Origin of the sequence: Micromonospora sp. NPDC049580, from assembly GCF_040675595.1 — a bacterium.
Lineage (GTDB): Bacteria > Actinomycetota > Actinomycetes > Mycobacteriales > Micromonosporaceae > Micromonospora.
In genome coordinates this window covers 1-13,356 of record NZ_JBFAPG010000126.1, presented here as the reverse complement: position 1 = coordinate 13,356, position 13,356 = coordinate 1, and the positions used below count along the sequence as shown (strand labels likewise).

Here is a 13,356-nt window from a genome sequence, read left to right as displayed (position 1 = left end):
CGGGCGGCACCGCACCCCACCCGCCCGCCGGCCGCGGCCCGGCCGGGCCGCGACCGGCGTGGTCAGGTGCGGCGACCCTCGTCGCGCGCGGGGATCTCCTGACGCTGTTCGAGGGCGTCCGCCGGGTTGGCCTCCGCCGGGAGCGACGTGACCTCCTCAAGCGTGCCGGCCGGAAGGGCGCCCTGCTCGGCCAGGTCGGCCTCGGACGCCTCCGGGTCGACGTCGCCGGACACCCGGTCCGGCGGCCCGACGTCGAACGCGTCCTGCCGCTGCTCGGCGGCGTCCGCCTCCGGCGGAGGAATCGGTTCGCCCTGATCATCCCGGAACGTGCTCATCGAGAGCCTCCTGCCCGACGGGTGTCGACATGCCGCCGGGCCGCTGCCTACCCGCCGTGGTCGCGCTCACGCCTGGGCCAGCACTCGCGCGGCCACGGCCTCGATCGTGTCGGGATGCTTCGCCACCAGCGCGGCCACGCCGCCCGGGCCGGCGGGAGCGTCGGTGACCGGCAGCCACCCGCCGTCGTGTCCGAGCAGCGAGGCGATCGCGTCGACCGCCTCCGGATGCGCGGCGACCAGGACGCCCACCCGACCCCGTGGCGCGACGACGGCGCGCATGTCGCCCACCTCCTGCGCACCCACTCCCGGCGGCGGCGGGGACGCGACCCACGGCGGCACCCAGGAATCCAGCTCCGGCAGCGCCTCCGGGAAGGTGCGCCCCGCCTCGCGGATCAGCAGCGGGACCAGCTCCGGCCCCTGGTCCCGCAGGGTCGTGATCAGGGACGGCAGCCATGGCAGCAGCACCGGGTCGGGTAGCCGGGCGAAGGCGGTGGACATCGTCTCGACGACGAACGGCGCCAGCGCGGGCACCGGCTCCAGCGCGTGCACGAACCCGGCCAGATACTGCGGGAAGGCCGGCACCACCAGCGGGTTGGCCAGCAGCTCGGCACACCGGGCCCGCAGTTCGGCCAGCGGCAGCAGGCCGAGCTGGTGTCGGGCCGCCCAGAGCAGGGCGACCTTCGCCGGCGCCGTCGGGTGCGACTGCCCGACGGCCAGCTCCAACTGAGACCGGTCGCAGCCCAGCGACAGCGCCAGGCCCTCCATGGAGAACAGGAAGCCGAGCATCGCGCCGACCTGCCGGACCCCGGTCTCCTCGGCGGCGATGGCGGTCGGCAGCAGGGTGCAGTAGTGCGCGTACCCGGTGGTCACGAACGCCGCGCACCAGGGCGGAAGGGTCGGCGCGGTGGCCCGGTAGTGGGCCAGCAGGCGCCGGATGCGGCGCAGCACGTCCGGGGCGTCGTCGACGGTGCGCTCGGCGGCGAGCAGGTCCACCGCACGCGCCCCCAACTCGTCGACCAGACGAGGGCTGTCGAGCAGCCGGATGGCGTCCTCGACGGCGGCCAGCGCACCCGCGGCGGTGGCGTCGGGGCCGCGTACCGCCCGCCGCAGTCGCTGCTCCAGGACCTGCTCGACGGTCACGCCCTCGTAGCCCAGCTCGATCAGCGCCCGCTGGTGGCGGCCGAGCGCCAGGTCCCAGCTCTCCTGGACCGAACGGTGCCCGAGCCGACGCTCGCCCATGATCGGGCGGACCGCGGCCGGTGGCAGCAGGTGCCGCAGGATCCACAGCAGGTCCGAGCAGCGGCCCAGCTCCGGCTGGGCGGCCAGATCGAGCAGCGCCCGCTGCACTGTCCGCTTCTCCGGGGCCAGGCCGAGGGGCTGGAGCCGATCGAGCACGTCGCGGGCCAGCGGCGGGAGGGCGTCGTAGCCGACCTGACCGATCCGGTCGCCGCCCAGCAGGATCTCGCAGAGCCGCCGGACGTCGCGCCGGCCGGGCACCACGTCCTTCTCGATGCAGGTGACCGCCGCGTCGGCGAAGTCGTACGGGGTGGGCCGGGCCCGGTTGCGCAGGCCGGCCAGCAGTACCGAGGTCTCGAAGACGGCGATCGCGTCGGCGGTGCTGGCCAGGTACCCGTTGCGCCGGGCCAGCCGGACGATGTCCACGCACCAGCCGCGCAGCTCCGCCTCGTCCAGGCCGTCCAGGTCAGGCGCCGCGGCGAGGAAACCGGTGAGCCGGTCGCTGACCGGCCCGGCGGGGGAGGGCGCCGTCGGGGTCCGGCCCCGCCGCCCCCGGCTGGTTCCGGTGCGCTGGCCGTCCAGCCGGTACGGGGACAGCCCGTGCCGGCCCACCGCCTTCGTCCAGGTCGCCGCCGCGATCGACACCGAGCCCGGCGCCAGCCCGAACTGGGCCTCGATCGCCGAATGGCTGGACGGGATCAGGCCGTACCGCCAGCGGGTGTCGGTGCGCGGGGTGATCTCGAAGTCGTCCGCGGTGGAGCCCAGCCCGAACTGCTCGACCCGGCTGGCGGCGTGGAACGCGCCGCAGACGTAGAGGCAGTCGGCCGGATCGACGCCGGAGGTGGCGAGGTGCTGACGCATCCGCGTCCACATGTACCGCTCGCGATCCTCGTCGCGGTCCAGCCGATCCTCCCCGGCCGGGCGCAGCCGCCGGAACAGGCTGCCGATCAGCACCATCACCTGCCGGTAGGTGTCGTGGTCGGCGTCGGCCAGCGGGCGTTCCACGTACTGGTCCCACCACTCCGACCAGTGCCGCACCTTGCCGTGGTGCAGCAGGTACGCCTCCAGCTCCGCGAACCGGGGCCGCAGGTCGCCGATCTCCACCCCGACGGCGTCGCCGTGCAGCCCGGACTCCTCTCCGGTGGCGGCCGGCCCGCTTCCGTCGGTCGGCCCGGCCGCGCCGCTCCCGCCGGTCGGCTGATCGCGCGGCGACCACTGAAAGACGTGGTCGGTGGAGCGGTCCACCAGCACCAGCTCCACGCCGGGGGTCTCCAGCACGTACGCGATGGCCTGGTACTCCGCCGACGCCTCGGTGACCGGCGCGACGACGCTGAGCGGCCCCCAGTCGGCGGGAAAGCCGGACAGCTCCGACGCGAACGCCTGCACCGCGACGGGCAGACGGCAGTTGCGCAGCTCCCCGAGCAGCGGTTGGAGATCTTCGCACAGCTCCAGGTAGATGACCCGGGGCTGCTTGGCCCGCAGCCGGCGCACCATGGCCAGCGCGGAGGCCGGTGAGTGGTGGCAGACCGGGAAGATCTCCAGTCGCTCGCCGAGCGCCCGGTCGACGTCGTCGACCATGCCGGCGAGGATCGCGCCGAGCGCGTCGGCGGAGCCCGCGAACGCGGCCGCCGCGTCGCTGAGCTGCTCGCGGAGCGCGCCGAACGGGCCGGCGACGGTGGACGCGGTCACGACAGGGACGCGATCGCCTGACGACCGCCGTCGAGGAAGCCCGCCCACCCGTCGTCGTCCTTGCGGGCCCGGGGCTCCACCACACCGTGCAGGTACTTGTTGAGGATCGCCAGGTCCTCCGGGCTGCGCCGGGCCAGCGACCCGACCAGCGAGCCGGCGAGCGTCGCCGCGCGCAGCGTACGGTCGCCGAAGAACTGGCTGTGCAGGATGGCGTCCTCCAGCACACCGATCTGCTCGGCTGTGGACAGCGCCGACTCCAACTTCTCGTCGTCGCTGGTCGCGGCGGCGGCGCCGGCGCGCAGGTCGGCGAAGCTCTGCAACAAAATGTCCAGGAGGGTCGGCGGGACGTCCAACTCGATGCGGTGCCGGCGCAGCAGCTCCTCGGTGCGGAACCGGACGATCTCCGCCTCGCTGCGCTTGTTGGTCACCACCGGAATCCGCACGAAGTTGAACCGCCGCTTGAGCGCCGAGGAGAGGTCGTTGACGCCCCGGTCCCGGCTGTTGGCGGTCGCGATGATCGAGAAACCGGGTTGGGCGAAGACGATGTTGTCCTGGTCCAGCTCGGGGATGGCGACGTACTTCTCGGACAGGATCGAGATCAGGGCGTCCTGCACGTCGCTGGTGGAGCGGGTCAGCTCCTCGAAACGCCCGACCACGCCACGCTCCATCGCCGTCATGATCGGTGAGGGGATCATCGACTCGCGGGACTGGCCCTTGGCGATCACCATGGAGACGTTCCACGAGTACTTGATGTGGTCCTCCGTCGTGCCCGCGGTGCCCTGCACGACCAGGGTCGAGTTGCGGCAGATCGCGGCGGCCAGCAGCTCGGCCAGCCAGCTCTTGCCGGTGCCGGGATCGCCGATCAGCAGCAGACCCCGGTCCGAGGCGAGGGTGACGATGGCCCGTTCGACGAAACTGCGGTCGCCGAACCACTTCTGCGGGATCTCCCGGGACAGGCCGTCGGCCCGCTCCGAACCGAGGACGAACAGCCGGACCATGCGCGGGCTCAGGCGCCACGAGAACGGCTTCGGGCCGGTGTCGACCGACTCCAGGAAATCCAGCTCGTCGGCGTACGTGACCTCGGCGGGGGCGCGCAGCATCTCGGACATGAGGGGTTGCTCTCCTAGGTGAGGAAGTTCTTCAGCTCGACGACGAGCTTGCGGATGTGACCGGAGATGACCGGGGTGCCCTGGTCCTTGAAGCGCTGCCGGAACCAGGGGTTGACGCTCTGCTGCCCGGAGCTGCTGACCGAGCCGACCGGAATGACCTTGACGCCGGAACGGTGTACGGCCTGGAGCCCGTCGAAGACCGCCTGGTGGTTGGCCTCGTAGAAGTCGGAGATCCACACCAGCACCGTGTTCCTCGGCTCGGCGATCTTGGGCCGGGCCAGCGTCAGCGCCGCCGTGCCGTCGGTGCCGCCGCCCAACTGGGTACGCAGCAGCACCTCGAACGGGTCGTGCACCCACGGGGTGAGGTCCAGTGCCCGGGTGTCGTACGCGACGAGGTGCACGTCGACCTTCGGCAGCCCGGCGAAGATCGAGGCGAGGATCGTGCAGTTGACCATCGCGTCGACCATCGAGCCGGACTGGTCGACGACGACGATGAGCCGGGACGGCGTGGTACGCCGCGCGGTGTGCCGGTAGTAGAGCCGGTCGACGTAGAGCCGCTCGTCGTCCGGGCTCCAGTTGGTCAGGTTCTGCCAGATCGTGCGGTCGAGGTCCAGGTTGCGGAACACCCGCTTGGGCGGCACCGACCGGTCCAGTGCGCCGACACTGGTCTGTTGCACCTGCGTCCGGAGCACCTCGGCGACCTCGTCAACGAAGCGCCGGATCAGTGCCTTCGCGTTGGCCAGCGCCACCCCGGACAGGTTGGCCTTGTCGCGCAGCAACTGCTCGATCAGCGACATGCTCGGGGTCAGCTGGCTGGCCAGCGCGGGGTCGGCGAGCACCTCCCGCAGGTGCATCCGTCGGACCAGGTCACCCTCCAGGCCGGCGAGGGTGCCGCCCAGCCCGCCGCCCTGACGGCGCAGCTCGCCGGGCTCGCAGCCGAGGGCCTGCTCGAACCAGCCGGCGTCGGACTGCCAGCGGGCCAGTTGGGTGGCGCTGACCGGACCGGAGCCGGTGGCGAACACGTTCAGCAGCACCTTCGACACCAGCGCCGCCCGGCGCACCTCGGCCGCACCCGGCCGGTAGGTCGAGCCGTCGCCCTCCGACCCGACCGGCCCGGTGCCCTCCGGTGCTGCGGCGTCCGGGTCGGCGGCGTGCGGCTCGGCGGTGTCTGGCTCGGCGGCGTGCGGCTGGTCGTCGTGCGGCCGGGCTTCGGCGGAGGTGAGCAGGCCGCGCAGCTCTGCCGCGAGTGCCGGGAAGCGCTGCACGATGGTGTCCACCGAGACCGACGGGTCCAGCAGGGCGGCGGGCAGCCCGAGGTCGTCGACCACGGCCACGCTCGCCGACTCCAGGCCGGGCTGCTCGTCGCGGTCGAAGAGGCGGGACAGCAGCCGCCAGTAGAGGACCTGACGGCGGTTGGCGTCGGCGAACCCGCCGGTGGGGATCGGCGCGGTCATCGGCGCAGCAACCGTCCCGCGCGCTCGCGCAGCACGGCCACGGCGTCGCCCGCCCGGGCCTCCTCCTTGGCGACCTTCGGATCGGTGACGCCGCACGCCCAGTCGCCGTTGTGTGCCTGCACCGTCCGCCGCTTCACAGTCGCCCGGACCGCCAACGGCTGGAGCAGCCAGCGGCCGTCGTCCCAGCGTAGGAGGCCCAGGCAGGCCGACGCGGCGGCGACCAGGTCGGCGGTCAGCGGGCCGGCGGCCGGCAGCCGGTCGACGGCCAGCACGACCCGTTCGCCGTCCACCTCGATGCCGAGCGTGCCGTCCTCGTCGCGGATCGCGGCGCCCTCGACGAGCACCGGCTCGGCGATGCCCGTCGGGTGCCGGTCGAGGGGGTCGGTCGCGGCCGTGCTCGCGGCCGGCAACAGCACCCGGGCGGTGGCGAACGGGTCGGCGGGCTCGTCGAGCTGGACCCGGTCATCGACCCAGCCCAGGTCGCCACCGCGCAGCGGCAGATCGGTCACGACCAGCGCCCGCCGCTCGGCCAGCGCGGTGAGCAGCAGCGGGTGTGCCGACAGCAGCCGCCAGATCGCCGGCCCGACGATCGTGTCGACCTTCGCGGCGGCGACCGCCGTGCGGACCAGCAGCGCCGGCCCGCCGTCCGCCGGCTCAAGGACGGCGTGCAGCTGGACCTGCACGGCGGTGTCGTGACTGTGCACGTCCACACCGAGCGGCAACAGCCGCCCGGAGACCGCCGGCGCCTCACCGGTCGGCGGTGCGCCCTCGGTGAGCAGGACGCCACGGGCCCACAGGTCGGCCCAGCGGCGGGCCGGCACCTGCGCCATGGTGGCGACCGGAACGCAGGCCCGCAGCTCCGCGGCGAGCCCGTCGAGCAGCACCGCGATCCGGCGCAGCTCCGGCACGGCCAGGCTGGCCTCGACCACCCCGGCGGCGGCGGAGAGCAGCTCGTGGTCGACGCCACGCCAGCCGGTGACCGCCACCTCGTGCCACCAGGCCCGCGCTCCGGCGAGCGCGGGCGGCGCCTCGCAGGGCCCGGTGGTCGGCGTCGTCCACGGCGACCGGGTGCGGCCCAACGCCTCGTCGAGCTGCCCGAGCAGGGCGTCGTGGGCCGCGCCGAGCAGCGCCGAGCGCGCCCCGGCGAGCGCGGCGAGGTGCTCCGGGGTAACCGATCCGGCGGTGACCGCGTCGACCGCGGCGGTCACCGGGCCACCCAGTGGGGTGCCGGCCAGCGCGTCGGCGAGCGCGGCGAGCGCCGCGGCGCCCCGTTCGCCGATCCGACCGAAGCCGTCGGCGAGGGCGTCGTCGAAGCCGGCGACCACGTCGAGCGCGTCGCTCAACCCGGCCGGGACCGCATGCAGGCGCGCGACCTGGGCGCCGCGCATCAGCGGCCGGACCCGGTGGCCGGGAACCAGTGCAGCTCGGGCAGCGCGACAGCGCTGACGGGCAGCTCCAGGTAGGAGAGGTGGCGCAGGAAGCGACTGAACACCACCGCCGCCGAGGCGGGCTCGGGCTGGCCGTCGAGCCGGGACAGCAGCTCGCTGCCGTCGGCCAGCCCGTCGCCGACGTCGACCCGCAGGTAGCGGGCCACCCGGTCGACGCCGTACTGGAGGACGGCCTCGTCGGCGAGCGCGTGCAGGTGCTTGCACGGGATGCCGCGCAGGCCGCCGCAGGGCCGGTTGTTGTTGGTGCTGCACTGGTAGGCGTGGGTGCCGGCGGCGACCGACGAGACGTAGACCCGCTCGACGTCCGACCCGCTGGAGACCACGCCCTGCAACCGGCCGTCAGCCAGCTCGACGAAGGGCACCTTGGCCAGCTTGCGGGGGCGGGCGGGCGGCACCACCGCCACCACGCTGCGCCGCCGCCAGTCGGCTCCGTCGGCGTTCGTCACGTCACGGCCTCCCACTTCGAGAAGAATCAAGGGTGGTGCGCACGCCGGCCGGTGCCGGTGCCGCTACGACGACACGATCATGGACTACGGGTACGACAGATCCGGTGGCGGTGCCGGTCCCCGCGAACCGTTCGGCGCAGCCAGCGCGGCGTTCGGCTCGCGGCCGTGCCGGGCCGGGTCCGGCCCACCCGTCTGATAGCCGAGCATCGATGGATCCGTTCGGATGTGGTAGCCGTTTTCGGCGGGCGGCGTGCCACGACGGTCCCGAACGACCCGCGAGGAGAGGGATCAACCATGCGATGGAACGCACGACGGGCCGCCGCCGGGGCCTTCGGGCTCGCCCTGGGTGCCGTACTGGCGTTGGCCCAGGTCGCACCCGCCCAGGCCGAGTCGAACGGCGGGGTACGCGTGATGCCGCTCGGCGACTCGATCACCGACGGGTTCAACGTGCCCGGTGGGTACCGGATCAACCTGTGGCAGCGGCTGGCCGGCGGCGGTTACACCGTCGACTTCGTCGGCTCGCAGTTCAACGGGCCGGCCAGCCTCGGTGACCACGACCACGAGGGCCACTCGGGCTGGCGCATCGACCAGCTCGACGCCAACATCGTCGGCTGGCTGCGGGCCACCGCCCCGCGGACGGTCCTGCTGCACATCGGCACCAACGACGTGAACCAGAACTACGACCTGGCCAACGCGCCAGCCCGGCTCTCCGCGCTGATCGACAAGATCAGGGCGACGGCGCCGGAGGTCGAGCTCTTCGTCGCCACCATCATCCCGGAGTCCGACCCGAATCTTCAGGCCCGGGTGCAGACGTACAACGCGGCGATCCCCGGGATCGTGGCGCAGAAGGGCAGCCGGGTGCACCTGGTCGACATGCACGCGGCCCTGAGCACCGCCGATCTCGCCGACGGGGTCCACCCCAACGCCGGCGGGTACGACAAGATGGCCGCCCGGTGGTACGACGCGCTGCGATCGGTGCCGGGCAGCCTCGTCCCGCCGAGCGGACCGCCGGTCGGCACCCCGGTCGGCCTGCTCAACCCGAACTCGGGGCGCTGCCTGGACGTCTCCGGCGCCAGCACCACCGCCGGCGCCCCGGTCATCATCTGGGACTGCCACGGCGCCGCCAACCAGCGCTGGACCCGCACCGCCGCCGGGGAGCTGCGGGTCTACGGTGACCGCTGCCTGGACGTGCAGGGCGGCGCGAGCGCCGACGGCACCAGGGTGCAGATCTGGACCTGCAACGGCGGTGCCGCCCAGCGGTTCACCTTCCGCTCCGACGGGGCGATCGTGCTGACCAGCGTCGGCAAGTGCGTCGATGTGGCATCGGCCGGCACGGCCAACGGGACCGCGATCCAGCTCTGGACCTGCAACGGCAGCGGCGCGCAGCGCTGGTCCACGAGGTAGCGGGTCCGACGCCGGTCCACCTCGTGTCCCGGTGGACCGGCGTCCGCCCCCTGCGAGCCCCCCGGTTGGCGGCGCGGATGTCGTCGGGTCCGCGCGGATGGTCGCCGCCGCTGGTCGCGATCGGCCAGGATGGGCGGGACGGCCGGACAACGGCTGCGGCGAGGAGGCGGGCGATGCGGGTACGCGGCTGGGTGACCCGAGGGCGGCACGTCCGCGCGGCGGCGACGCTGGCGGCTCTCGTCACCGGCGCGGTGCCGCTGGCCGCGGTGCAGTCGCCGGGCCCGGCGGCCGCCGGCGCGGCGTCGGCGGGGGCGCCCGTGTGCCAGGTCCGCGACGACCGGCTCACCGAGATCTCCGGGATGGTCGCCACCGACGACGGGTACGTGGTGGTCAACGACGGCGCCGACGACGAGGCCCGCCTCCGGATCTTCTTCCTGGACCGGCGCTGCGCGGTGGCGCGGACGGTCAGCTACCCCTCCCGTCCCCGGGACACCGAGGATCTGGCCCTCGGCCGGGACGGCACCATCTGGGTCGCCGACACCGGTGACAACGACCGCAACCGCGAGACCATCGCGCTGTGGCGGCTCGCGCCGGGGGCGGACCGGCCGGTGCTGTACCGGATGAGGTACCCGGACAATCCGCACGACGCCGAGGCGCTGCTGCTCGACGCGGCCGGCCAGCCGTTGATCATCACGAAGGGCGGCAGCGGCACCGTCGTGGTGTACTCGCCGGCCACCGCGCTGAAGCCGGGGGTCACCACACCGCTGGCCTCGGTCGGCCGGGTGGTCCTTCCGTCCAGCACCACCAGCAACCCGTTCTCGTTCCTCGGGCGGGGCGTCGTCACCGGAGCGGCGAACGCGCCGGACGGCCGCCGGGTGGTGCTGCGGAGCTACGCCGACGCGTTCGAGTACGACGTGGTCGGCGGTGACGTGGTCGGCGCGCTGACCGGTGGCACCCCACGGGTCACGCCGCTGCCCGACGAGCCGCAGGGCGAGTCGATCACCTACAGCCGCGACGGCCGGTCCCTGCTCACCGTCTCCGAGTCCGCCGACCAACCGGCCGGCAGCCGCCCGACGATCCTGCGGTATCCGGCCGCGACCGCGACGGCCGCCGCGCCGCACCCGGCGGAGTCCACCACGGCGGCCCCGCCGTCGCCCCCGCCGGCCCGCCCGGCGGCACAGGCGGCCGGCATCGGGGGCGGTCGGACCTGGCCGCTGGCCGCCGGCGCCGGGACGCTGCTGGCACTCGTCGCCGTGGCGGGGGTGCTGTGGCGGCGGCACACCGACCGACGCTGACCGACGACGGCGGGCCGGGCGCGCGGAACGGTGTGCGGGCGGGCACCGCGTCGCGAGCCGGGGGACCGGCGCGCCGCGGCAGGATGGGTGGATGTCCGTGCTGTCCGAGCTGCGCCACCCGATCGTCGCCGCGCCGATGGCCGGTGGCCCGTCCACCCCGGCCCTCGTGTCGGCCGTCTCCGCCGTCGGCGGGCTGGGCTTCCTGGCCGCCGGCATGATCGACACCGCGCGGCTGGTCGCCGACATCGCCGAGGTGCGCGCGCGTACCGACCGGCCGTTCGGGGTCAACGTCTTCCTGCCCGGCGACGACACGGTCGACGAGGCCGCCATCCGGGCGTACGCGCAGCGGCTCGCCCCGCACGCCGACCGCCTCGGAGTGCGGTTGGGTGAGCCGGTGGGCGGCGACGACGCGTACCCGGAGAAGCTGGCCGCGCTTCTCGCGGACCCGGTCCCGGTGGTGTCCTTCGCGTTCGGGCTGCCCGACCGCGCCGTGGTGGCCGCCCTGCGGGAGCGCGGCACCGAGGTGTGGGCCACCGTCACCCGCCCGGCCGCCGCCACGGCCGCCGCCGAGCTGGGCGTGGACGCCGTCGTGGTGCAGGGCACCGAGGCCGGTGGGCACCGGGGCGGGATCCCGGACGACGACGACTACGCGCTGTTGCCGCTGCTCCGGCTGGCCGCCGCCGAATGCGACCGGCCGTTGGTGGCCGCCGGTGGCATCGCCGACGGCCCCGCCCTGGCGGCGGCGCTGGCCGCCGGGGCGCAGGCCGCCCAGCTCGGCACCATGTTCCTGCGCTGCCCGGAGGCGGGCAGCTCACCCCTGCACCGGGCGGCGGTGGCCAGCGCCGCGCCGACGGCGTTGACCCGGGCCTACACCGGCAAGCGGGCCCGCGGCGTGGTCAACGACTTCCTGCGTACGCACGACGCGGTCGCGCCGGCCGGCTACCCGCAGGTGCTGCACCTGACCCGTCCGCTGCTCACCGCCGCCCGGCGCGACGGCGACGCCTCGGTGGTGAATCTGTGGGCCGGGCAGGCGCACCCCCTCGCCCGGGACGTACCGGCGGCCGAACTGGTCGTCGAGGTCAGCGCCGCCGCCCGGGCCGCGCTGACGGCGGCGGCACAGCGGGCGACCCGCTGGGGCTGACCAGGCGACCTGTCGTCGATCCGGGCGGGCGGAACGGCCCGGACGCCCAACCCGTTAGAGTCTCGCCGTGATCGAGATCGGCGCGCACGTCGACCTGTCCCACTCACCCGACCGGGTCTGGCTCGCACTGACCGATCGGGAGCTGTTGGGCCGCTGGTTCGCCGAGGCGGACACGGTGGAGGGGGTGCCGGACCGGCTGGTGCTGCACACGGCCGGCCTGCCCGGCTTCGACGCCGACGTCGAGGTCGAGGTGACCGAGCGGCGGGTGCCGGAGCTGCTGGTGTTGCGCTGCGACGAGGCAGGTCGGCTCACCGAGCTGACCTGCGCCGTCACCGCCACCAAGCAGGGCAGCCGGTTGACCGTGCGGGAGGTCCCGACGCACGGCTCCTGGTCGGAGGAGCACCACGAGCCACGCGAACAGCAGCTCCGGCAGGCGTTGACCGTGCGCCTGCCGGCCATCCTCGACTGGCTCGCGTTCCAGCAGGTCGATCTGCGGCGTGGCGTGGCGGGGATGACGACCGAGCTGCCGGTGATCGGCGCGTCCGGTCCCGCGCCGGCCCGGGGTCGGCGCCGTGCGGCGGTCGCCGGGCTGACCGGGGTCGTGCTGGTGGCGGGGCTGGTGGCGTGGCTGACGCTGCCGGGCGAGCCGGAGCATTCCGCCGCGCCGACGCCGACCTCGACGCCGACGACGACGCCGCCGAGCATGGCGGCGGCGGCGCCGACCGCGCAGCCGAAGGCGACACCGTCGGCGCGAGCGTCGCGCAGCGTCACGCCGACCACCGCCCGTCCGAGCCGCACCCCGTCGGCGACACCGTCGCGTACGCCGACGGCGGCGGTGCCGCCACCCCCACCGCCGCTGGTGGCGCGCTACGACACCGACTCGAGCCGGCTGTTCGGCTACACGGGGGAGGTGGTGGTCGACAACCCGGGCCCCGCGCCCGCGGAGCAGTGGGTCGTGGTGGTGACCCTCGCCGACGGCAGCAGCGTCGACGATGTCGAGGGAGCGGACTGGCGTCAGGACGGGCAGGCCGTCACCTTCAGCGGCTTGGCCGTGCCGGCCGGCGGGTCGCGGACGATCCGGTTCGACGTCCGCGACAGTCGGCCTAAGGCAAGGGAGCCGGAGGGCTGCACAGTGGGCGGCAACCCGTGCGCGGGGCTCTGACTAGGCTCCTCGGCATGGCACTGCTGCACCGGGCGACGCTGCTCCCCACCAAGCTCGAACTGCTGACGACCTGGCTGCCCGGCCGACCCTGGTGGCAGGGGCCGGCCGGCGTCGACGTGGTGAGTCGGGGGGCGTACCGCTTCGACGACCCGGCCGGCGAGGTCGGCATCGAGACCATGCTGGTCGCCGCCGCCGACGGGCCGGTCCACCAGGTCCCGCTCACCTACCGCGCCGCGCCTCTCGACGACGCCGACGAGTGGCTGGTCGGCACGACCGACCACTCGGCGCTCGGCCGCCGGTGGGTGTACGACGGCTGCGCCGACCCGGTCTACGCGGCGGCGCTGATCCACGCCATCCTGGCCGGCGCCGGTCAGGCGGAGCAGTACTTCGAGGTCGACGGCCGGCGCGAGGTGCGACCGCCGACGATGGCGATCGACGTCAGCGGCGACGGCGGGGCCGTGCCGGCGATCGGCGCCGTCCAGCAGGTCGTCGACGAGGACGACACGGTCATCGTCACCGACGCGGTGGAGCTGGTCGTGGTCCGCCGGCCGGCCGCCGGGGCGGTCGGGGCCCGGGGCGCCACCCTGAGCGGCGCCTGGGACGGGCAGCCGACGACGGTGCCGCTGGCGTACGCCCG

The 13,356-nt window shown here is 74.6% G+C and carries 11 protein-coding genes; 5 read left to right on the top strand and 6 right to left on the bottom strand.

The features are described 5' to 3' along the window. Positions 1 to 62: 62 nt before the first annotated feature. From AB0J68_RS13400 to AB0J68_RS13375, 6 genes are all read right to left on the bottom strand, one after another. Positions 63 to 335 (bottom strand): hypothetical protein, encoded by a 273-nt coding sequence (locus AB0J68_RS13400; RefSeq protein WP_355135989.1) that lies wholly within the window; start codon positions 333 to 335, stop codon positions 63 to 65. 66 nt (positions 336 to 401) lie between these two features. Then, positions 402 to 3,260, bottom strand: coding sequence for a DUF5682 family protein (locus AB0J68_RS13395; RefSeq protein ID WP_363938513.1), 2,859 nt, complete (start codon positions 3,258 to 3,260; stop codon positions 402 to 404). Continuing rightward, positions 3,257 to 4,369, bottom strand: coding sequence for an AAA family ATPase (locus AB0J68_RS13390; RefSeq protein ID WP_234582269.1), 1,113 nt, complete (start codon positions 4,367 to 4,369; stop codon positions 3,257 to 3,259). The genes AB0J68_RS13395 and AB0J68_RS13390 overlap by 4 nt, the downstream gene beginning before the upstream one ends. A gap of 14 nt (positions 4,370 to 4,383) precedes the next feature. After that, entirely contained in the window at positions 4,384 to 5,823 is a 1,440-nt protein-coding gene (locus AB0J68_RS13385) for a VWA domain-containing protein (protein ID WP_363938510.1), read from the bottom strand. Then, entirely contained in the window at positions 5,820 to 7,211 is a 1,392-nt protein-coding gene (locus tag AB0J68_RS13380; protein ID WP_363938507.1) for a hypothetical protein, read from the bottom strand. Before AB0J68_RS13380 ends, AB0J68_RS13385 begins: the two co-directional genes overlap by 4 nt. Next, positions 7,211 to 7,678 carry a hypothetical protein gene (locus AB0J68_RS13375; RefSeq protein WP_355136476.1) on the bottom strand — a complete coding sequence of 156 codons (468 nt, stop codon included), beginning with the start codon at positions 7,676 to 7,678 and terminating at the stop codon, positions 7,211 to 7,213. Before AB0J68_RS13375 ends, AB0J68_RS13380 begins: the two co-directional genes overlap by 1 nt. A gap of 333 nt (positions 7,679 to 8,011) precedes the next feature. Between AB0J68_RS13375 and AB0J68_RS13370 the strand changes: the two genes are divergently transcribed. The 5 genes from AB0J68_RS13370 to AB0J68_RS13350 form a co-directional block, all read left to right on the top strand. After that, a complete protein-coding gene (locus tag AB0J68_RS13370; RefSeq protein ID WP_363938506.1) occupies positions 8,012 to 9,121 on the top strand; it encodes a lectin in 1,110 nt (369 codons plus the stop codon). Between the two features lie 173 nt (positions 9,122 to 9,294). After that, positions 9,295 to 10,416: a hypothetical protein gene (locus AB0J68_RS13365; protein ID WP_363938503.1), complete on the top strand. Its 1,122-nt coding sequence runs from the start codon at positions 9,295 to 9,297 to the stop codon at positions 10,414 to 10,416. A 91-nt stretch (positions 10,417 to 10,507) separates the two neighbouring features. Then, on the top strand, positions 10,508 to 11,557 hold the full coding sequence (locus AB0J68_RS13360) for a nitronate monooxygenase (protein ID WP_363938500.1): 1,050 nt from the start codon (positions 10,508 to 10,510) through the stop codon (positions 11,555 to 11,557). Between the two features lie 67 nt (positions 11,558 to 11,624). Continuing rightward, positions 11,625 to 12,719, top strand: coding sequence for an SRPBCC domain-containing protein (locus AB0J68_RS13355; protein WP_363938498.1), 1,095 nt, complete (start codon positions 11,625 to 11,627; stop codon positions 12,717 to 12,719). 14 nt (positions 12,720 to 12,733) lie between these two features. Beyond that, a partial coding sequence (locus tag AB0J68_RS13350; RefSeq protein ID WP_363938497.1) for a hypothetical protein occupies positions 12,734 to 13,356 on the top strand: 623 nt, incomplete at its 3' end.

Excerpts from the sequence above, each read along its gene's own strand:
- AB0J68_RS13400 (WP_355135989.1), bottom strand. The coding sequence starts at position 335 with ATGAGCACGTTCCGGGATGATCAGGGCGAACCGATTCCTCCGCCGGAG.
- AB0J68_RS13390 (WP_234582269.1), bottom strand. The coding sequence starts at position 4,369 with ATGTCCGAGATGCTGCGCGCCCCCGCCGAGGTCACGTACGCCGACGAG.
- AB0J68_RS13385 (WP_363938510.1), bottom strand. The coding sequence starts at position 5,823 with ATGACCGCGCCGATCCCCACCGGCGGGTTCGCCGACGCCAACCGCCGT.
- AB0J68_RS13380 (WP_363938507.1), bottom strand. The coding sequence starts at position 7,211 with ATGCGCGGCGCCCAGGTCGCGCGCCTGCATGCGGTCCCGGCCGGGTTG.
- AB0J68_RS13370 (WP_363938506.1), top strand. The coding sequence starts at position 8,012 with ATGCGATGGAACGCACGACGGGCCGCCGCCGGGGCCTTCGGGCTCGCC.
- AB0J68_RS13365 (WP_363938503.1), top strand. The coding sequence starts at position 9,295 with ATGCGGGTACGCGGCTGGGTGACCCGAGGGCGGCACGTCCGCGCGGCG.
- AB0J68_RS13360 (WP_363938500.1), top strand. The coding sequence starts at position 10,508 with ATGTCCGTGCTGTCCGAGCTGCGCCACCCGATCGTCGCCGCGCCGATG.